This is a genomic window from Mesorhizobium sp. M0894 (genome assembly GCF_040319725.1).
In the GTDB taxonomy this organism is placed as follows: domain Bacteria; phylum Pseudomonadota; class Alphaproteobacteria; order Rhizobiales; family Rhizobiaceae; genus Mesorhizobium.
Genome location: NZ_JAMYOG010000002.1, coordinates 22,765 through 42,184 on the forward strand (window position 1 = coordinate 22,765; position 19,420 = coordinate 42,184).

Below are 19,420 nucleotides of genomic sequence, written 5' to 3' on the forward strand. Positions count from 1 at the left end.
AAGGACATGCCGATCGAAATTCTCATGCCCGCCCTCTCGCCGACCATGGAAGAGGGTAATGTTTCCAAGTGGTTGAAGAAAGAAGGCGACAAAGTCGCAGCCGGTGACGCCATTGCCGAGATCGAAACCGACAAGGCAACGATGGAAGTCGAAGCCGTCGATGAAGGCACACTTGCCAAGATCGTGGTTCCTGCCGGCACCGAAGGCGTCAAGGTCAACACGCTGATCGCTGTGCTGGCCCTCGATGGCGAAGACATCGACGAGGCGGGCGAAGGCATTGGCGAGGAGGCTGTCGAGTCGCAAGCGGCAGCGCCCGCGGCTGCTCCGGCCCCCGCGGCTGCTCCGGCCCCCGCGGCTGCTCCGGCCCCCGCGGCTGCTCCGGCCCCCGCTGCTGCTCCGGCCAAGAGCGAAGCGGCAACACCTGTTGCCGCCGCGCCCAAGCTGGAAATTGCCGCCGATCCGGACATCCCGGCCGGCACCGAAATGGTCTCGACCACGGTGCGTGAAGCGTTGCGCGACGCAATGGCGGAGGAAATGCGCCGCGACGGCGACGTCTTCGTCATGGGCGAGGAAGTCGCCGAGTACCAGGGCGCCTACAAGATCACACAAGGCCTGTTGCAGGAATTCGGTCCGAGACGCGTGGTCGACACGCCGATCACCGAGCACGGCTTTGCCGGCGTTGGTGTTGGCGCGGCGATGGCCGGCCTGAAGCCGATCGTCGAATTCATGACCTTCAACTTCGCCATGCAGGCGATCGACCAGATCATCAATTCAGCCGCCAAGACGCTCTACATGTCCGGCGGCCAGATGGGCGCCCCGATCGTCTTTCGCGGCCCGAACGGCGCTGCTGCCCGCGTCGCCGCGCAGCATTCGCAGTGCTATGCCGCCTGGTACAGCCATATTCCTGGATTGAAGGTGGTGATGCCTTATACCGCCGCCGACGCCAAGGGTCTGCTCAAGGCGGCGATCCGCGATCCGAACCCGGTCATCTTCCTCGAAAACGAAATCCTTTACGGCCACTCCTTCGACGTGCCGAAGATGGACGATTTCGTGTTGCCGATCGGCAAGGCGCGCATTCACAAATCCGGCAAGGACGTGACCATCGTCTCGTTCGGCATCGGCATGACCTACGCGATCAAGGCGGAGGCGGAGTTGCGCGGCATGGGCATCGATGCCGAGATCATCGACTTGCGCACTATCCGCCCGCTCGACTTCGACACGATCATCGCCTCGGTCACAAAGACCAATCGCCTGGTGGTGGTCGAGGAAGGCTTTCCGCAGAACTCGGTCGGCGACCATATCGCCAATCAGGTCTCACAGCGCGCCTTCGATTTCCTCGACGCACCGGTCATTACCATTGCCGGCAAGGACGTGCCGATGCCCTATGCGGCGAACCTCGAAAAGCTGGCGCTGCCCAATGTCGGCGAGGTCGTCGAGGCGGTCAAAGCCGTCACGTATCGCTGAGCAGGGCGGGAGGACAAAATGCCGATCAACATCACCATGCCGGCGCTGTCGCCCACGATGGAAGAGGGCAATCTTTCCAAGTGGTTGGTCAAGGAAGGCGACAAGGTTTCGCCGGGCGACGTGATTGCCGAAATCGAGACCGACAAGGCAACGATGGAAGTCGAAGCCGTCGACGAAGGCACGGTTGCCAAGCTGGTGGTTCCGGCCGGCACTGAAGGCGTCAAGGTCAATGCGCTGATCGCGGTGCTGGCGGCCGAGGGCGAGGATGCTGCTTCTGCCGCCAAAAGCGGTGATGGCGCTGCGCCGGCAAAGGCTGAGGCTCCGAAAGCGGACGCCTCCAAAGCTGAAACACCAAATCCCGAAGCGCCGAAGCAGGAGCCTGCCGCACCTGCACCTAAAGCGGAACCGGCGGCGGCCGCCAACGGCCATGCAAACGGTGAGCGCATCTTCGCCTCGCCGCTGGCCCGCCGCATCGCCAAGGAAGCCGGTGTCGATGTGTCGGCGGTGACGGGCTCCGGCCCGCATGGTCGCGTGGTCAGGGCCGATGTCGAGGCCGCAATTTCCAGTGGCGGCGCCAAGGCGGCACCAGCAGCAAAAGCAGCGCCCGCCGGTGCTCCGGCACCTGCGGCAGCAGCACCCAAGCCAATGTCCGACGAGCAGGTGCTCAAACTGTTTGCCGAAGGCTCCTACGAGCTGGTCCCCCACGACAATATGCGCAAGACAATTGCGCGGCGGCTGGTCGAGGCCAAGACCACCATCCCGCATTTCTATCTGACGCTCGACTGCGAGCTCGACGCACTTCTGGCCCTGCGCACGCAGATCAATGCGGCCGCCCCGGTGAAGAAGACCGAGAAGGGGGAAACGCCGGCCTATAAGCTTTCCGTCAATGACATGGTCATCAAGGCTCTGGCCATGGCGCTGATGGCGGTGCCGGATGCCAATGCGTCGTGGACAGAAAACGCCATGGTCAAGCACAAGCATGCCGATGTCGGTGTTGCAGTGTCGATCCCCGGCGGCTTGATCACGCCAATCATCCGGCGTGCCGACGAAAAGACGCTGTCCGTTATCTCCAACGAGATGAAGGATCTTGCCGGCCGCGCCCGCAGCCGCAAGCTGAAGCCGGAAGAATATCAGGGCGGCACCACGGCAGTGTCCAATCTCGGCATGTTCGGCATCAAGGATTTTTCTGCCGTCATCAACCCCCCGCATGCGACGATCCTGGCGGTCGGCGCCGGAGAGCAACGTGCGGTGGTCAAGAACGGCGAGATCAAGATCGCCACGATCATGTCGGTGACGTTGTCGACCGATCACCGCGCCGTCGACGGTGCGCTCGGCGCCGAGCTGCTCGTCGCCTTCAAACGCATGGTCGAAAACCCGATGGGCATGCTGGTCTAAGAGAAGGGAACAGGGCGGTGCGGAAATTCTTCACCAGCCTTTTTGCCTTCTTTCTTTCCGGTTTGGCCGGCGGATTGGTGGCGCAGTGGCTCGCCGTCGCAACCAATGCCGACGTAGAGTACATCCTTGTGTTCATGATCTCGGCTCTCGTCACCGTCCTCGTGACGGTCGCGTTCTTCATCGCACAATTCATGTCGGACCCACGACGGGCAACAAAGCTGACGGCGACCATAGGGGTAGCGTTTTTTGTGCTCGTTGGAGTTTCCCTGATCGGCTGGACTTTCTCCCAGCCCCCAGGCAAGAGCCAATGGTCGGGCGATCTTCCCATAGTCGCGGGTCTCGTCCTGCCGGGCATCGCTACGGTGCTGGTCCAGTGGCTTTTCGTGCGCTGGCGATTGGCGCGCTCGCAACCAGGTTTCGGCGGGGCAGGCACATGAAGACGGTCCTCTGCTACGGCGATTCGCTTACTTGGGGCTATGACGCGGCAAACCTCGGCCGACATCCGCTGGAAGATCGCTGGCCGAGCGTGCTGCAGGCGGCATTGGGCAGCGGCGTCGAGGTCATCGCCGAAGGCCTGAATGGCCGAACCACCGCCTTCGACGATCACTTGGCCGGAGCGGACCGCAATGGTGCAAGGCTGTTGCCAACGATCCTGACGACTCATGCGCCCATCGACTTGATCGTCATCATGCTCGGCGCCAACGATATGAAGCCGTGGATTCACGGTAATCCGGTCGCGGCCAAACAAGGCATGCAACGCCTGATCGATATCGTGCGCGGTCATGATTACCCGTTCGATTGGCCGGCGCCGCAGATCCTGATCGTCGCGCCGCCCGGAGTCAGCCGCACGGAAAACGCCGAGTTCAAGGAAATGTTCGCCGGCGGAGATGACGCGTCAAAGCGGCTGGCGCCGCAATATTCCGCCCTTGCCGACGAGGCCGGCTGCGGCTTCTTCAATGCGGGCGCGGTGGCCGAAACGACGCCGCTCGACGGCGTCCACCTCGACGCGGAAAACACGCGGAATATCGGGCAGGCGCTGGCGCCGCTCGTGCGTGTCATGCTGGAATTGTGAAGGAGAAAAGCCGTGGCTGAGAACTACGACGTCATCATCATCGGCTCCGGCCCCGGCGGCTATGTCACTGCAGTGCGTTCGGCGCAGCTTGGCTTCAAGACGGCGATTGTCGAGCGCGAGCACTTGGGCGGCATCTGCCTCAACTGGGGCTGCATTCCGACCAAAGCGCTGCTGCGCTCGGCCGAGATCATGCACTATTCGGATCATCTGAAGGATTACGGCCTGAAGATCGACGGCAAGGTCAGCGTCGACACCGCCGCCGTCGTCGATCGCTCGCGAAAGGTCTCGCTGCGGCTCAACGGCGGCGTCGGCTTCCTGATGAAGAAGAACAAGGTCGACGTCATCTGGGGCGAAGCCAAACTGACGAAACCCGGCGAGATCGTCGTGTCGAAATCGTCGAAGAAGCCGATGGAGCCGCAGCCGCCGGCGCCAAAGGGCGTCAAGGGCGAGGGCACCTACACCGCCAAGCACATCATCCTGGCGACCGGAGCCAGGCCGCGCGCACTGCCCGGCATCGAGCCGGACGGCAAGTTGATCTGGACCTATTTCGAGGCGATGGTGCCAAAAGAGATGCCGAAATCGCTGCTGGTGATGGGCTCGGGCGCCATCGGCATCGAGTTCGCCTCGTTCTACCGCACCATGGGCGCGGAGGTGACGGTGGTCGAACTGCTGCCGGCCGTGATGCCGGTCGAGGACGCCGAAGTGTCGAAGTTTGCGCAAAAGCAGTTCGAGAAGCAGGGCATGAAGATCATCCTCGAGGCCAAGGTGACCAAGGTCGAGAAGGGCGCCAATTCGGTCACCGCGCATATCGAGATGAAGGACGGCAAAGTTGAGAAGATCACCGCCGACCGCATGATTTCAGCCGTCGGGGTACAGGGCAACATCGAAAATCTCGGCCTCGAGGCGCTCGGCGTGAAGACCGAGCGCGGTTGCGTCGTCGTCGACGGCTACGGCAAGACCAACGTGCCCGGCATCTATGCCATCGGCGATGTCGCCGGACCGCCGATGCTCGCCCACAAGGCCGAGCATGAGGGCGTGGTGTGTGTGGAAAAGATCGCCAATTTCCCCGGCGTGCATGCCATCGACAAGCTGAAGATCCCGGGCTGCACCTATTGCAATCCGCAAGTCGCCTCGGTCGGACTGACGGAAGCCAAAGCGAAAGCCGAGGGCAAGGACATCCGCGTCGGCCGCTTCCAGTTCGCCGCAAACGGCAAGGCGATTGCGCTGGGCGAAGACCAAGGCTTCGTCAAAACCATTTTCGACAAGAAGACCGGCCAGTTGCTGGGCGCCCACATGGTCGGCGCAGAAGTAACCGAACTGATCCAGGGCTTCGTCGTGGCTATGAACCTGGAAACCACCGAGGAAGAGCTGATGCACACAATCTTCCCGCACCCGACGCTGTCGGAGATGATGAAGGAGAGTGTTCTCGACGCCTATGGCCGTGCGCTGAACGCATGATAAATTGGCTGCGCGAGACTCACACATGTATGTCAAGGAACTCGACTGCAAGGTAATTCGTTTCCGGATGCATTCATCACCACAGGAGAGGGCATATGGACGTGAACGGCGTGGGCTGGGTAGCAGCCATCATCATCGGCGGTTTGGCAGGCTGGTTTGCCGAGATGTTCATGAAGAGCAACACCGGCATCTTGATGAACATCATTCTTGGCATCGTCGGCGCGATCGTGCTGAATGCCATCCTGCAGGCGCTCAACATCGGCGCCTTCGGCGCCGGCTGGATCGCCTATCTGATCACCGGGTTCATTGGTGCCTGCCTGCTGATCTGGGTAGGACGCATGGTGCGCCGTTAGTTGCTGAACTCTTGCCATGCGAAAACGGCGGTGGCGGCATGCGCCGCCGCGGCCTTTTTCTTTGCAGCGAAAAGTCCTAGATGACTTGGGAAAGCGAACGTCGGACAGGCGATCGCGAATGAACCGGATTTCATATGGTCACCGTCCTTGACACGATCGCCAATGCGCCGCGCCTGCGGCATCCCGAAAAGGCGCACAAGCCCGACCAGGATGTGCTGCGCAAGCCCGACTGGATCCGCGTCAAGGCGCCGATGTCGAAAGGCTATGCCGAGACGCGCGAGATCGTGAAGTCGCATAAGCTGGTGACGGTGTGCGAAGAGGCCGGTTGCCCCAACATCGGCGAGTGCTGGGAAAAGAAGCACGCCACCTTCATGATCATGGGCGAGATCTGCACGCGCGCCTGCGCCTTCTGCAACGTGGCTACCGGTATACCGACCGCACTCGATCCCGACGAGCCGGCGCGCGTCGCACACGCCGTCAAGCAAATGGGCCTAAGCCATGTCGTCATCACCTCAGTCGACCGCGACGATCTCGCCGATGGCGGAGCTCAGCACTTTGCCGAGGTCATCCGCGCCATCCGGGCGGCAACGCCTCTGACGACGATCGAAATCCTGACGCCCGACTTCCTGCGCAAGGACGGTGCACTGGAGATCGTCGTGGCGGCCAAGCCCGACGTTTTCAACCATAATCTCGAGACCGTGCCGTCGAACTATCTGACGGTTCGGCCGGGTGCGCGCTATTTCCACTCGATCAGGCTCTTGCAGCGAGTCAAGGAACTCGACCCCTCGATCTTCACCAAGTCCGGCATCATGGTTGGCCTTGGCGAGGAGCGGAACGAAATCCTGCAACTGATGGACGATCTGCGTTCGGCCAATGTCGACTTCATGACCATCGGCCAATATCTTCAGCCGTCGAAGAAGCACCATCCGGTGATCCGCTTTGTCACACCGGAGGAGTTCAAGTCTTTCGAGACGATCGGCCGGACCAAGGGCTTCCTGCTGGTGGCGTCGAGCCCGCTGACGCGCTCGTCGCACCATGCCGGCGACGATTTCGCCAGGTTGCGCGCGGCGCGCGAAGCGTTTCTCAGGAAGTCCGCCTAACAAACTGGTTTCATGCCACAATTCGAAGCCCATCGCCGCGTCGCGCATACGCCTGAACAGATGTTCGCTCTGGTCGCGGATATCGAATCCTATCCGCAATTCCTGCCGCTTTGCGAGGCACTTACGGTTCGTTCGCGCAAGGAACGCGACGGACGCACGCTGCTCATCGCCGACATGAGCATTGGCTACAAGGCGATCCGCGAGACTTTCACCACGCAGGTGCTGCTGAAGCCTGACGAGAACGCCATCGACGTCAAATATATCGACGGCCCGTTCAAATATCTGAGCAATGTCTGGCGCTTCGACCCGGCGGACGGCGGTGGTTGCAACGTCTGCTTCTTTATCGACTATGAGTTCAAGAGCCGCATTTTGGGTGCGCTCATGGGAACCATGTTCGACCGCGCCTTCCGCATGTTCTCCGAGGCGTTCGAGAAACGCGCCGAAATCATCTACGGCACGCCATCGGCGGCCTGATCCGCAGCGAGCGCGCGCAGACCCAGTTCAAGCGCATGCCGGACCGTCTCCCGGCGGATGAAATCACGGCCCTTGTCGCCGAACAGCTGGCATTCGCTGACCACCGGTCGGCCAGCCACGGCAACGCCGAACCAGACCAGGCCGACAGGTTTTTCCGCTGAGCCACCCCCCGGACCGGCGATGCCGGTCACCGCGAGCGCAAGCCCGGCGCGCGAATGGGCCAAGGCGCCGGCCGCCATCTCCACCGCAGTCTCGCGCGAGACCGCGCCGTTCGCCTCGAGTGTAGCGGCCGAGACGCCGAGCATCTCGGTCTTGGCCTGGTTGGAATAGGTGATGAAGCCGCGATCGACCACAGTGGAAGAGCCGGCAATGTCGGTCAGCGTGGCGATGATCATGCCGCCGGTGCAGCTCTCGGCCGTCGCCAGCATGATGCCGCGCTGCTGGCAGGCCTGAAGCAGGGCATCTGCGAGATCGCTATTGCTCATTCGGGGACATCCCCTGGAAACACAACGCTGGCGGTCGCGATGGCCGCTATGCCTTCCTCACGGCCGACGAAGCCGAGCTTCTCATTGGTTGTCGCCTTGATCGAGATGCGGTCGCGCGAAATTCGCAACATTGCGGAAAGCGTTTCGGTCATGGCCTCGCGATGCGGGCCGACGCGCGGCGCCTCGCAAACCAATGTGATGTCGGCGTTGGCGATGCGCCCGCCGCGCTCGCGCACCAGCTTCGCCGCGTGTTCGACGAAGATGCGTGAAGCGGCCCCTTTCCACTGCGGGTCGGAGGGCGGGAAATGCGTGCCGATGTCACCGGCGCCGCAGGTGGCGAGCAGGGCGTCGGTCAAGGCGTGGAGACCGACATCGGCATCCGAATGGCCGGACAATTTCCTGTCGTGCGGAATAGCGACACCGCACAGGGTGACATGGTCGCCGGGCTCGAAGGCATGGACGTCGTAGCCGTTGCCGGTTCGGATGTCCGGAAAACGTGAGGCGCTGGAAAGCCGCTGATCCGCCATCGCAATATCCCGTGCCCAGGTCAGTTTGACATTGTCTGGCGAGCCGGGAACGATCTTCACCGGAATATGCGCCCATTCGGCGATTGCCGCATCGTCGGTGAAATCCGCCTTGCCCAATTGATGAGCCTTTTCGTGCGCGGCCAGGATCGGCCAGAACGGAAAGCCTTGTGGTGTCTGTGCGGCATGGAGCCCGGCCCTGGACACTGTTTCGCCGCTCATGCCTTCGGCCGTTTCGCGCTTCAGCGTATCGGCAACGGGCAAAGCAGGCAGCGCTCCCTGGCGCTCTTCAATGGCGGCGATCGTGCGATCTATCAGTTCCGCATCGACAAACGGCCGAGCCGCATCATGGATCAGGACCCGGCCCGGCGCATGGCTTCTCAACGCCAGCAGTCCAAGCCGGACGGACTCCTGCCGTGACGTACCGCCGATCACAGCGACGACACGGTCGGCGTTCGCGCCGGCGGCGCGGCGGAAAAGCGCGCCGTCTTCGGCATGGATAGCAACGACGACAGGTCCAATTTTCGGATGCGTCAGAAAGGCGTCGAGCGTGCGTGCGATAACGGCGCCGCCGCCAATCTGCTGGTACTGCTTCGGCCCATTGGCCTGCCCCGCGCGCGCGCCGCGCCCGGCAGCAACGATGACCACGGCGACCTTGTCGTCGGCAGCTGGCTTTTCGCTGACATGTCTCATGCCGAGACGCTTAGCGCATGATCCTGAAAAGTGGTATCGCTTTCACAAGACCTAGGATTGATGCCGTCCGGCGATCCATATTTTTCCCAAATGCGCCTTAATGTCACGACATTGCGCGTTGCACATTGCCGTCGTTCTGGCTAGAGAATGTGCAGCAATCGAAGGTGCTTGGTTTTTGTGCATGCCTGATGTGACCAAATTGGCTTCGCCGCTGGAGGTGGGTGGCGTGAGAATCCGCAACCGCGTGTTTCTCGCGCCGATGTCGGGCATTACCGACGAACCGTTCCGGCAACGCGCCCATGCGCATGGCGCCGGGCTGGTTGTATCGGAAATGGTGGCGAGCGGTGAGCTTGCAAAGGGCAGGGCTGGCTCGGGCCTGCGCATCCGTCATTCCGGGCTGCCTGTCCACATGGTCCAGCTTGCCGGCCGCGAGGCGGTGCACATGGCCGAGGGCGCACGAATCGCAGCCGGCGAAGGCGCCGACATCATCGACATCAACATGGGCTGTCCGGCCAAGAAGGTGACGGGCGGCTATGCCGGTTCGGCACTGATGCGAGACCTCGACCACGCGCTGTCGCTGATCGAAGCGGTAGTCGGCGCGGTCGACGTGCCGGTCACGGTTAAGATGCGGCTTGGCTGGGACGAGAGCGCGCTCAACGCGCCGATGCTGGCGCGACGCGCCGAGCAGGCCGGCGTCAGGATGGTGACGGTGCACGGCCGCACACGTTGCCAGTTCTATCAGGGCACGGCCGACTGGCGTGCCATCGCACGCGTCAAGCAGGCCGTCTCCATCCCTGTGGTTGCCAATGGCGATGTCGGCTCGCCGGCAGAGGCAGCCTTGATCCTCGACCAGTCCGGCGCCGACGCGGTGATGATCGGCCGTGCGCACTATGGCGCGCCGTGGACTGCCGGCAGCATTGTAGCGGCCGCGCTGGCCAAGCCAGTATCCGGCATGCCGGACAGCCCGCAAGCGCTGACCGACTACGTCATTGCCCATTACGAAGACATGCTGACGCTCTATGGCGTCGAAAGCGGATTGCGCAAGGCGCGCAAGCATCTCGGCTGGTATCTCGACCGCCATGCCGTCACAAGCGATGACTGGCGCAAGGCCATCCTCACGTCTTTCGAGCCTGGGCGGGTCATTGCCTTGCTGCGCGACATGTTTTCAAGCGCTCCCGAAGCGCCGAATCTGCGGAGTGCGGCATGAACGCCACCGTCACACAGAGCACGGACATGGCGGACGCCGCGCATATTGTGCTCAACACAATTCGTCGGCCGGTGATCATGGTCGATCCGCAAGGCTTCATCACCTTCGCCAATGCCGATGCCGAGGATTTTTTCCGCTCGAGCGCCACGATGCTCGCCCGCAACACGCTGCACAAGCTCATTCCTTTCGGCAGTCCGCTGCTGACGCTTGTCGACCAGGTGCGCGAGCGCCGTGCGCCGGTGAACGAATACCGGGTGGACGTGTCGTCGCCGCGTCTCGGCATCGAGAAGGTGGTCGATCTCTACGTCGCGCCGGTGACGGAATTTCCAGGCTCCGTCGTGGTGATGTTCCAGGAACGCTCAATGGCCGACAAGATCGACCGGCAGATGACGCATCGCGGTGCGGCGCGCTCGGTCACCGGCCTTGCCGCGATGCTTGCCCATGAGATCAAGAACCCGCTGTCCGGCATTCGTGGCGCCGCGCAGCTGCTAGAACTGTCGGCGTCCGATGAGGATCGCGCGCTGACGCGTTTGATCACCGACGAGACCGACCGCATTGTCTCGCTGGTCGACCGCATGGAGGTGTTTTCGGACGAGCGGCCGATCGACCGCTACCCCGTCAACATCCATGTCGTGCTCGACCATGTCAAAGCAATCGCCAAGAACGGTTTTGCCAAGCGGATCAAGATATTAGAGGACTATGATCCATCATTGCCTCCGGTTTTTGCCAATCGCGACCAGCTCATCCAGGTGTTCCTCAATCTGGTAAAAAATGCCGCCGAGGCGATCGGCAGCGATCCGCAGGGCGAGATCATGCTGTCGACTGCCTTCCGCCCGGGCATCCGTGTTTCCGTGCCCGGAACGCAGGACCGGGTGTCGCTGCCATTGGAATTCTGCGTGCGCGACAACGGTTCGGGTGTCTCCGAGGATATCCTGCCGATCCTGTTCGATCCCTTCATCACCACCAAGCCGAACGGCTCCGGTCTCGGTCTGGCGCTGGTCGCAAAGATCGTCGGCGAGCATGGCGGCATCATTGAATGCGAATCGACGCCGCGCGGGACCACCTTCCGCATCCTGATGCCGGCGTGGAAAGAAACCCAGTTTGCCGACGACGACGGTGAAGGAGACCGCAAATGACCATTCGCGGCAATATTCTCGTCGCCGACGACGATGCGGCCATCCGCACTGTCCTCAACCAGGCGCTTTCGCGCGTCGGTCACGACGTGCGCGTCACCTCCAATGCCTCGACGCTGTGGCGCTGGGTGGCCGCGGGCGAGGGGGATCTGGTCATCACCGACGTTGTCATGCCTGACGAGAACGCCTTCGACATGCTACCGCGCATCAAGAAGGCGCGACCGGAACTGCCGGTCATCGTCATGAGTGCGCAGAACACGTTCATGACGGCGATCCGGGCCTCCGAAACCGGAGCCTATGAATATCTGCCAAAACCGTTCGACCTGACGGAGCTGCTCAACATCGTCAATCGGGCGCTTTCCGAGCCGCGGCGGCCCAAGATCGATACGCGTGCCGACGAGCCGCCTGAAACGATGCCGCTGGTCGGCCGCTCGGCGGCCATGCAGGACATCTACCGCATGCTGGCGCGGATGATGCAGACCGACCTGACGGTAATGATCTCAGGCGAATCGGGTACCGGCAAGGAACTGGTGGCGCGCGCGCTGCATGAATATGGCCGTCGTCGTGGTGGCCCCTTCGTCGCGATCAACATGGCGGCGATCCCGCGCGACCTGATCGAATCGGAACTATTCGGGCACGAGAAGGGCGCCTTTACCGGCGCACAGAGCCGCTCCACTGGCCGTTTCGAGCAGGCCGAAGGCGGCACGCTGTTCCTCGACGAGATCGGCGATATGCCGATGGAAGCGCAGACGCGGCTTCTGCGTGTGTTGCAGCAGGGCGAATACACCACGGTCGGCGGCCGCACGCCGATCAAGACCGACGTGCGCATCGTCGCTGCCACCAACAAGGACCTGCGCACGCTGATCAATCAGGGGCTTTTCCGCGAGGACCTGTTCTACCGCTTGAACGTTGTGCCGCTCAGGCTGCCGGCGCTGCGCGAGCGATCGGAGGACATTCCGGACCTCGTCCGGCACTTCTTCAAGCTCGGCGCCAGTGAAGGCCTGCAGACCAAGCGCATTTCCACCGGCGGCATCGAGCTGATGAAGCGCTACCCATGGCCTGGCAACGTGCGCGAACTCGAAAACCTCATCCGCAGGCTGGCTGCACTGTATTCGCAGGACGAGATATCCGCCGAGATCATCGAGGCGGAGTTGAAGACTGGCGAAAGGCCTGTCGTTCCAGGTGGCGGCAACCTCATTCCCGACGACCTTTCCATCGGCCAGGCGGTGGAGCATTTCCTGCAGCGCTATTTTGCCTCGTTTGCCGGCGACTTGCCGCCGGCCGGCCTCTATCAGCGAATCCTCTCCGAGGTCGAGTATCCACTGGTCCTCGCCTCTATGACTGCAACGCGCGGCAACCAGATCAAGGCCGCCGAACTGCTAGGACTCAACCGCAACACGCTGCGCAAGAAGATTCGCGAACTCGGCGTCAACGTCTACAAATCCTCCAGGCAGGTCTAGACGAACCCCTTACGAGCGCTTTCCGGGGGATCGATCGCCGAAAGATTTCCGTCTCGGCCACACTTGTTGCATAATCGCCACAATGCGTTGCATACATCCGACGCAATCACTGGCTCTAGACGGCGACATGGCTCTGCACGCACCGACACTGAGCAAACCGCTTTTCAGCACTTCCGGCGCGCGAGACGGTCGCCGGCTGCTTGCGCTGCCCGGCGTGGTCGCCATTGCCGGTGCGCTGGTGACGGCGGCGATCTCCTTCGCCATTCTGGTTGGCGCCACGCCGATCACGCCCGACGCGCGGACGACGCTGGCGCTGATCGCGCTTAACGCCGCGTTCGTGCTGTTTCTGATCTTGCTGGTCGGCCGCGAAGTGCATCGCATCCTGATGGCACGCCGGCACGGCAAGGCTGCGTCGCGCCTGCATGTGCGCATCGTGGCGATGTTTGCGCTGGTCGCCGCCATCCCCGCGATCATGGTGGCGATCATCGCGTCGATCACGCTCGACATCGGCCTCGACCGCTGGTTCGAGATCCGCACCAAGACGATCGTCAATTCGTCGTTGTCGATCGCCGACGCCTATGTGCAGGAAAACGCACGAAATCTTCAGGGCACGACGTTGTCGATGGCTTACGACCTCGACGCCTCGCGCACGCTTTACGGCCTCGATCGGACCGGCTTCCTTGACCTCATGAACAAGGAGGCGGTTGGACGCTCCCTGGCACACGCAGCACTCATCAAGCCCGATGGTTCCTTCGTCATGAGCGCCAAGACCGACGCGGACTTTGCCATGCCGGAGCCGCCGGAGGGCGCCGTGGCAAGCGCTGCCAACGGCAAGCCGGTGCTGATCGAGCCGCGCACCCGTAACATTATGGGGGCCATCGTCAAGCTGCGCGAGATCGACGGGCTCTATCTCTACACCATTCGCCTCGTCGATCCCGAGGTGATCAAGGCACGACAGATCGTCAAATCCAACACCGCAGAATATCGCGGTCTCGAAGACAATCGCCGCACCTCGCAAGTGGCTTTCGCGCTTCCCTATCTGTCGCTGACGCTGATCATTATCCTGTCCGCCATCTGGACCGGCATTGCGGTGGCCGACCGCCTGGTGCGGCCGATTCGTCAGCTCATCGGCGCGGCCGACGAGGTCGCTACCGGCAATCTCGATGTGGCCGTGCCAGTCCGCCCCTCCGACGGCGACGTCGCCTCGCTCGGCGACACCTTCAACAAGATGCTGATGGAGCTGAAATCGCAGCGCAACGAGATCCTGTCGGCCAAGGATCTGATCGACGAGCGGCGGCGCTTTTCGGAGGCTGTGCTTGCCGGCGTCACCGCCGGGGTCATCGGCGTCGATCCATATGGCATCGTCACCATCGTCAATCGTTCGGCCGAAACGATGCTGGCCATATCCGCCACCGCGGCGCTTGGGCAGAACCTTTCCGCCGTGCTACCGCATGTCGGCCGCGTCTTCGAGATCGGCCGCAAGTCGGGCAAGCCGGTCTATCGCGAACAGGTCACCTTCTATCGTGCCGGCACCGAACGGACCTTCAACGTGCAGATCACGATTGAAGCCGGCGACGACGGTTCGGAGGATAAATCCTACGTCGTGACAGTCGACGACATTACCGATCTGGTCCAGGCACAGCGTTCCTCTGCATGGGCCGACGTGGCGCGGCGCATCGCCCACGAGATCAAGAACCCGCTGACGCCGATCCAGCTTTCGGCCGAGCGTATCAAGCGCCGTTACGGCAAGGTCATCACCGAGGACCGTGAGGTTTTCGATCAATGCACCGACACCATCATCCGGCAAGTGGAGGACATCGGCCGCATGGTCGACGAGTTCTCAGCGTTCGCCCGCATGCCGAAACCAGAAATGAAGGCCATCGATCTGCGCGATTCGTTGCGCGAGGCCTCGTTCCTGGTCGAAGTGAGCCGCGCCGACATCACCTTCGAGCGCGTCTTCGGCAATGAGCCGCTCAAAGGCACGTTCGACAGCCGCCTGATGGCGCAGGCTTTCGGCAACGTCATCAAGAATGCTGCCGAAGCTATCGACGGACTTGATGCAGAGGATCGTCCGCACGGCATAATCCGGATTCAAGCCGGGCGTCAGAATGGCGCGATTCGAATCGACGTCATCGACAACGGCAGGGGCTTGCCGCGCGAAAACCGGCAGCGCTTGCTCGAGCCTTACATGACGACACGCGAGAAAGGCACCGGGCTTGGCCTCGCTATCGTCAAGAAGATCGTGGAGGACCATGGCGGGCGACTCGAATTGCACGATGCACCAGCGGAATTCCACGATGGGCGGGGTGCGATGATCAGCATCATCCTGCCGGTTGCCGCCACCGTTCCGATACGCGGCGAAAGCAAGACGGAACACGAAAAAGAAACTGAAAAGGTCGGTAATGGCGTCTGATATTCTCATCGTCGACGACGAGGAAGACATCCGCGAACTCGTCGCCGGTATCCTGAGCGACGAAGGTCACGAAACCCGCACGGCGTTTGACGCCGACAGCGCGCTGGCGGTGGTTGCCGACCGGGCACCCAGGCTGATCTTCCTCGACATCTGGCTGCAGGGTTCGCGGCTCGATGGCCTCGCTTTGCTGGACGAGATCAAGACGATGCACCCGAACCTGCCGGTGGTGATGATCTCGGGCCACGGCAATATCGAAACGGCAGTCTCGGCCATCCGCCGCGGCGCCTATGATTTTATCGAAAAGCCGTTCAAGGCCGACAGGCTGATCCTTATTGCCGAACGGGCGCTTGAAACGTCCAAATTGAGACGCGAGGTTTCGGATCTCAAGCTGCGCAGCGGCGAGACTTTCGACCTCATCGGCATGTCGTCGGCAATGAGCCAATTGCGCCAGACCATCGAGCGCGTCGCGCCGACCAACAGCCGCGTCATGATTATCGGCCCCTCCGGCTCGGGCAAGGAACTGGCGGCGCGCGCCATCCACGCACTGTCGGCGCGCAAGAGTGCACCGTTTGTGACGCTGAGTGCCGCCAACATCACGCCTGAGCGTATGGAGATCGAGTTGTTCGGCACCGAATCGAACGGCGTCGAACGCAAGGTCGGTGCGCTGGAGGAGGCCCATCGCGGCATTCTCTACATCGATGAAGTGGCCGACATGCCGCGTGAGACGCAAAACAAGATCCTGCGCGTGCTGGTCGAACAGCAGTTCGAGCGGGTAGGGGGCACCAAGCGGGTCAAGGTCGACGTACGCATCATCTCGTCGACCTCGCAGAACCTGGAAGCCATGATCGCCGACGGCCGTTTCCGTGAGGACCTTTATCATCGCCTGGCCGTGGTTCCGGTCATGGTGCCGGGACTGGCCGAGCGTCGCGAGGACATTCCTTATCTGGTCGACAATTTCATGAAGCAGATCGCTCGCCAGGCCGGCATCAAGCCGCGCCGCATCGGCGACGACGCGCTGGCGGTGCTGCAGGCGCACAACTGGCCGGGCAACGTTCGGCAGTTGCGCAACAATGTCGAGCGCCTGATGATCCTGGCGCGCGGCGACGATGTCGATGCGCCGATCACCGCCGACCTCCTGCCAGCCGAGATCGGCGACGTCATGCCGCGCACTCCAACCAAGTCCGATCAGCACATAATGGCACTGCCGCTGCGTGAAGCACGCGAACAATTCGAGAAGGACTATCTGATCGCCCAGATCAACCGTTTTGGCGGCAACATCTCGAAGACGGCAGAGTTTATCGGCATGGAACGCTCTGCACTGCACCGCAAGCTGAAGTCGCTGGGCGTCTGAGAGCCAAACCAGCCGTGGCCCACGCAATTACCGGTTACGGCGGTCGTGGAATCGCATAAGAGCACTGCAGCGCCGCGCGTCTTTGGGACGCATAAAGGAGGCTGTAGCATTTTGATTTTTGCGCATGATCCTTTCCGAAATCGATTCCGATTTTCGGGCTCATGCGCTGACTTCTCCAGGGGTTATCCATGCCGCGCATTGCCTATGTGAACGGACGCTATGTCGCTCACGCCGAAGCTTCCGTGCACATCGAGGACCGTGGCTATCAATTCGCCGACGGCGTCTACGAGGTCTGCGAGGTGGCGCGGGGCTTCATCGTCGACATGCCGCGCCATCTCGCCCGATTGAACCGCTCGCTCACCGAACTCTCGATCGACTGGCCGATCACGCGCGGCGTGCTGCCGCTCGTCATGGGCGAGGTGGTGCGCCGCAACCATGTCGTCGACGGCCTGGTCTATGTCCAGGTGACACGCGGTGTCGCCAGCCGTGAGTTTTTCTTCCCGCCGGCGGGCACGAAGCCGTCGCTGGTGGTGACTGCCAAAAAAGCCGATCCTGCAGCTGCCGCGAAGCGGGCCGAGAGCGGGATCCGGGTTATCACGGTGCCGGAGAACCGGTGGGATCGGGTCGATATCAAGTCGGTCGGCCTGTTGCCGAACGTGCTGGCCAAACAGAAAGCCAAGGAAGCAGGCGCCCAGGAGGCGTGGTTCGTCGATGTTGACGGCACCGTCAAGGAAGGTGGATCGTCGAACGCCTGGATCATCACCAGGGACGGCGTGCTGGTGACGCGGCCGGCCGAGCATGGCATCCTGCGCGGTATCACCCGCACGACACTGTTCGATGTCGCCGCCAAGCTCGGCCTGAAGATCGAGGAGCGCGGCTTTTCGGTTGCCGAGGCCAAGGCCGCGCGCGAGGTTTTCATCAGCTCCGCGACCACGATCGCCATGCCGGTGGTGGCAATCGATGGCGCTCCCGTCGCCAACGGCCACCCGGGCTCGATAACAGTTTCACTACGGCGGGCCTTTTTTGACGTTGCGGAAAAAAGTCCAGCCTGATAACCGCACAGATGGAATGAACATCAATATATCTCGTTCTGCTTGTCGTTACTGACGGCAAGATGGTGTTTGCGTGCTTGACATGTGCCAGCTAATTTGGCGCATTGGCTTGCAAACCGAAGGGGATCGGCGAAAGACAAGAACAATGGCGGAACGATCGCAAAATCTTCAGGACCTGTTCCTGAATTCAGTTCGCAAGAGCAAAAACCCACTCACCATCTTTCTCATCAACGGCGTGAAGCTGACCGGCGTGGTCACTTCGTTCGACAATTTCTGCGTTCTGCTGCGTCGCGACGGCCATTCCCAGCTCGTCTACAAGCACGCCATTTCCACGATCATGCCGAGCCAGCCGGTTCAGATGTTCGATGGTGAGGAAAGCCAGGGCGCCTGATTGGCACGTGAGAAAGACGCGGACCGCAGCGTTCGCGGAAAACCAGCACATCAGACCGGGACAGAGGCCAACGGTCCGACCCGGGCGGTGGTCATCGTGCCGGTGCTTACCCGGCAGCCGCGTGGCAACGACGACACCAATCGCCCGCGCCTGACCCGTTCCGCCGAGGCCCGTCGCGACGAGGCGGTCGGCCTCGCCAGCGCCATCGACCTTGACCTGGTCCACACGGCAGTGGTGACCGTCAACGATCCACGCCCGGCGACCTTGCTCGGCAGCGGCAAGGTCGCGGAGTTCGCCGAGATCGTCAAAGAGGGGCACGCGGAAGTGGTCATTGTCGATCATCCGCTGACACCGGTACAGCAGCGCAATCTCGAAAAAGAGTTGAACGCCAAGGTGCTCGACCGCACCGGGCTGATCCTGGAGATTTTCGGCGAGCGCGCCCGCACCAAGGAAGGCACGCTGCAGGTCGACCTTGCCCATCTCAACTACCAGAAGGGCCGCCTTGTGCGGAGCTGGACCCACCTTGAGCGCCAGCGCGGCGGCGCCGGCTTTCTCGGCGGCCCTGGCGAGACGCAGATCGAGTCGGATCGGCGTGTGTTGCAGGACAAGATCACAAAGCTGAAGCATGAGCTCGAAACGGTGCGCCGCACCCGCGACCTGCACCGCGCCAAGCGCAAGAAGGTGCCGTTTCCGGTGGTGGCGATCGTCGGCTACACCAATGCCGGCAAGTCGACGCTGTTCAACCGGCTGACCGGAGCAGGGGTGCTGGCGGAAGACATGCTGTTTGCCACGCTCGACCCGACGCTGCGCCGCGTGCGCCTGCGGCACGGAACGCCGGTCATCCTTTCCGATACGGTCGGCTTCATTTCCGACCTGCCAACGCATCTGGTCGCGGCCTTCAGGGCGACACTGGAGGAAGTGGTCGAGGCAGACCTCGTCATTCATCTGCGCGATATCTCCGACCCCGATACGGCCGCACAGGCCGAAGATGTCGAGCGCATCCTTGCCGATCTCGGCGTTGATGCCCGCGATAGCAAGCGCGTCATCGAAGTGTGGAACAAGATCGACCGGCTCGACGAGGGCAACCGCGCGCGGCTGCTTGCCGATGGTGCTGACGGCAGGAAGGCGCCGCCTATCGCCATATCGGCGGTTACCGGCGAAGGCATCGATGCGCTGAAGGCGATCATCGAGACGATGATGTCGGGCGAACTGGAGACGTTCACGGTCACGCTCAAGGCCGACCAACTCGGCGTCGTCGACTGGCTTTACCGCAACGGCGACATCGTCTCGCGTGATGACAATGAGGATGGCAGCGTGACCATCGCGCTCAAGGCCACACACAGTGCTCGACAAGAGATAGAAAGCCGATTGCGACGTCAAAACAATGGGTAGGGC

Annotated in this window: 18 protein-coding genes; 16 read left to right on the plus strand and 2 right to left on the minus strand. The window is 62.2% G+C overall.

The window, feature by feature from the left end:
- The first annotated feature begins 6 nt into the window (after nt 1–6).
- The 8 genes from NKH91_RS03370 to NKH91_RS03405 all read left to right on the plus strand — a co-directional run bounded on the left by NKH91_RS03370 (nt 7) and on the right by NKH91_RS03405 (nt 7,316).
- Entirely contained in the window at nt 7–1,464 is a 1,458-nt protein-coding gene (locus tag NKH91_RS03370) for a pyruvate dehydrogenase complex E1 component subunit beta (RefSeq protein WP_352883407.1), read from the plus strand.
- 18 nt (nt 1,465–1,482) lie between these two features.
- Entirely contained in the window at nt 1,483–2,859 is a 1,377-nt protein-coding gene (locus tag NKH91_RS03375; protein WP_352847965.1) for a pyruvate dehydrogenase complex dihydrolipoamide acetyltransferase, read from the plus strand.
- A gap of 17 nt (nt 2,860–2,876) precedes the next feature.
- Nucleotides 2,877–3,296, plus strand: a complete 420-nt coding sequence (locus NKH91_RS03380; protein ID WP_023717565.1) for a hypothetical protein — start codon at nt 2,877–2,879, stop codon at nt 3,294–3,296.
- Entirely contained in the window at nt 3,293–3,931 is a 639-nt protein-coding gene (locus NKH91_RS03385) for an SGNH/GDSL hydrolase family protein (protein WP_352847963.1), read from the plus strand. Before NKH91_RS03380 ends, NKH91_RS03385 begins: the two co-directional genes overlap by 4 nt.
- A gap of 12 nt (nt 3,932–3,943) precedes the next feature.
- On the plus strand, nt 3,944–5,389 hold the full coding sequence (gene lpdA, locus NKH91_RS03390; RefSeq protein WP_352847961.1) for a dihydrolipoyl dehydrogenase: 1,446 nt from the start codon (nt 3,944–3,946) through the stop codon (nt 5,387–5,389).
- Between the two features lie 95 nt (nt 5,390–5,484).
- Nucleotides 5,485–5,742 (plus strand): GlsB/YeaQ/YmgE family stress response membrane protein, encoded by a 258-nt coding sequence (locus NKH91_RS03395; RefSeq protein ID WP_023717568.1) that lies wholly within the window; start codon nt 5,485–5,487, stop codon nt 5,740–5,742.
- A gap of 134 nt (nt 5,743–5,876) precedes the next feature.
- A complete protein-coding gene (gene lipA / locus NKH91_RS03400; RefSeq protein WP_023717570.1) occupies nt 5,877–6,842 on the plus strand; it encodes a lipoyl synthase in 966 nt (321 codons plus the stop codon).
- 12 nt (nt 6,843–6,854) lie between these two features.
- Nucleotides 6,855–7,316: a type II toxin-antitoxin system RatA family toxin gene (locus NKH91_RS03405; protein ID WP_023717571.1), complete on the plus strand. Its 462-nt coding sequence runs from the start codon at nt 6,855–6,857 to the stop codon at nt 7,314–7,316.
- Here NKH91_RS03405 and NKH91_RS03410 read toward each other — a convergent pair.
- Together NKH91_RS03410 and NKH91_RS03415 are read right to left on the minus strand one after the other, a co-directional pair.
- Nucleotides 7,292–7,801, minus strand: coding sequence for a CinA family protein (locus tag NKH91_RS03410; RefSeq protein ID WP_023717572.1), 510 nt, complete (start codon nt 7,799–7,801; stop codon nt 7,292–7,294). The genes NKH91_RS03405 and NKH91_RS03410 overlap by 25 nt on opposite strands.
- Complete coding sequence (locus tag NKH91_RS03415; protein ID WP_023717573.1) at nt 7,798–9,018, minus strand: bifunctional 2-C-methyl-D-erythritol 4-phosphate cytidylyltransferase/2-C-methyl-D-erythritol 2,4-cyclodiphosphate synthase; 1,221 nt, start codon at nt 9,016–9,018, stop codon at nt 7,798–7,800. Before NKH91_RS03415 ends, NKH91_RS03410 begins: the two co-directional genes overlap by 4 nt.
- A 181-nt stretch (nt 9,019–9,199) precedes the next feature.
- On the opposite strand from NKH91_RS03415, the gene dusB reads away from it, so the two are divergent.
- The 8 genes from dusB (at nt 9,200) to hflX (ending at nt 19,417) form a co-directional block, all read left to right on the plus strand.
- The gene (gene dusB / locus NKH91_RS03420; RefSeq protein WP_352847959.1) at nt 9,200–10,225 is read left to right on the plus strand and encodes a tRNA dihydrouridine synthase DusB; all 1,026 of its coding nucleotides are present in this window, start codon (nt 9,200–9,202) and stop codon (nt 10,223–10,225) included.
- Nucleotides 10,222–11,361: a two-component system sensor histidine kinase NtrB gene (locus NKH91_RS03425; protein WP_352496544.1), complete on the plus strand. Its 1,140-nt coding sequence runs from the start codon at nt 10,222–10,224 to the stop codon at nt 11,359–11,361. Before dusB ends, NKH91_RS03425 begins: the two co-directional genes overlap by 4 nt.
- Nucleotides 11,358–12,818, plus strand: coding sequence for a nitrogen regulation protein NR(I) (gene ntrC, locus NKH91_RS03430; RefSeq protein ID WP_023717576.1), 1,461 nt, complete (start codon nt 11,358–11,360; stop codon nt 12,816–12,818). Before NKH91_RS03425 ends, ntrC begins: the two co-directional genes overlap by 4 nt.
- Nucleotides 12,819–12,945: 127 nt before the next feature.
- Nucleotides 12,946–15,231 carry a sensor histidine kinase NtrY-like gene (locus NKH91_RS03435; protein WP_352641853.1) on the plus strand — a complete coding sequence of 762 codons (2,286 nt, stop codon included), beginning with the start codon at nt 12,946–12,948 and terminating at the stop codon, nt 15,229–15,231.
- A complete protein-coding gene (gene ntrX, locus NKH91_RS03440) occupies nt 15,221–16,582 on the plus strand; it encodes a nitrogen assimilation response regulator NtrX (RefSeq protein ID WP_352482545.1) in 1,362 nt (453 codons plus the stop codon). The genes NKH91_RS03435 and ntrX overlap by 11 nt, the downstream gene beginning before the upstream one ends.
- A 188-nt stretch (nt 16,583–16,770) precedes the next feature.
- Complete coding sequence (locus NKH91_RS03445; RefSeq protein WP_023717579.1) at nt 16,771–17,634, plus strand: D-amino-acid transaminase; 864 nt, start codon at nt 16,771–16,773, stop codon at nt 17,632–17,634.
- A gap of 145 nt (nt 17,635–17,779) precedes the next feature.
- Nucleotides 17,780–18,025, plus strand: a complete 246-nt coding sequence (gene hfq / locus NKH91_RS03450) for an RNA chaperone Hfq (protein WP_006202172.1) — start codon at nt 17,780–17,782, stop codon at nt 18,023–18,025.
- A complete protein-coding gene (gene hflX / locus NKH91_RS03455; RefSeq protein WP_023717580.1) occupies nt 18,026–19,417 on the plus strand; it encodes a GTPase HflX in 1,392 nt (463 codons plus the stop codon).
- Nucleotides 19,418–19,420: the final 3 nt, after the last annotated feature.

What these genes read in the sequence shown, in the direction of transcription:
- ntrC (WP_023717576.1), top strand. Translation starts at nt 11,358, where the DNA reads ATGACCATTCGCGGCAATATTCTCGTCGCCGACGACGATGCGGCCATC.
- hfq (WP_006202172.1), top strand. Translation starts at nt 17,780, where the DNA reads ATGGCGGAACGATCGCAAAATCTTCAGGACCTGTTCCTGAATTCAGTT.
- NKH91_RS03370 (WP_352883407.1), top strand. Translation starts at nt 7, where the DNA reads ATGCCGATCGAAATTCTCATGCCCGCCCTCTCGCCGACCATGGAAGAG.
- ntrX (WP_352482545.1), top strand. Translation starts at nt 15,221, where the DNA reads ATGGCGTCTGATATTCTCATCGTCGACGACGAGGAAGACATCCGCGAA.
- NKH91_RS03410 (WP_023717572.1), bottom strand. Translation starts at nt 7,801, where the DNA reads ATGAGCAATAGCGATCTCGCAGATGCCCTGCTTCAGGCCTGCCAGCAG.
- NKH91_RS03385 (WP_352847963.1), top strand. Translation starts at nt 3,293, where the DNA reads ATGAAGACGGTCCTCTGCTACGGCGATTCGCTTACTTGGGGCTATGAC.
- lipA (WP_023717570.1), top strand. Translation starts at nt 5,877, where the DNA reads ATGGTCACCGTCCTTGACACGATCGCCAATGCGCCGCGCCTGCGGCAT.
- NKH91_RS03415 (WP_023717573.1), bottom strand. Translation starts at nt 9,018, where the DNA reads ATGAGACATGTCAGCGAAAAGCCAGCTGCCGACGACAAGGTCGCCGTG.
- NKH91_RS03405 (WP_023717571.1), top strand. Translation starts at nt 6,855, where the DNA reads ATGCCACAATTCGAAGCCCATCGCCGCGTCGCGCATACGCCTGAACAG.
- NKH91_RS03445 (WP_023717579.1), top strand. Translation starts at nt 16,771, where the DNA reads ATGCCGCGCATTGCCTATGTGAACGGACGCTATGTCGCTCACGCCGAA.
- dusB (WP_352847959.1), top strand. Translation starts at nt 9,200, where the DNA reads ATGCCTGATGTGACCAAATTGGCTTCGCCGCTGGAGGTGGGTGGCGTG.
- NKH91_RS03395 (WP_023717568.1), top strand. Translation starts at nt 5,485, where the DNA reads ATGGACGTGAACGGCGTGGGCTGGGTAGCAGCCATCATCATCGGCGGT.
- NKH91_RS03375 (WP_352847965.1), top strand. Translation starts at nt 1,483, where the DNA reads ATGCCGATCAACATCACCATGCCGGCGCTGTCGCCCACGATGGAAGAG.
- NKH91_RS03435 (WP_352641853.1), top strand. Translation starts at nt 12,946, where the DNA reads ATGGCTCTGCACGCACCGACACTGAGCAAACCGCTTTTCAGCACTTCC.
- NKH91_RS03425 (WP_352496544.1), top strand. Translation starts at nt 10,222, where the DNA reads ATGAACGCCACCGTCACACAGAGCACGGACATGGCGGACGCCGCGCAT.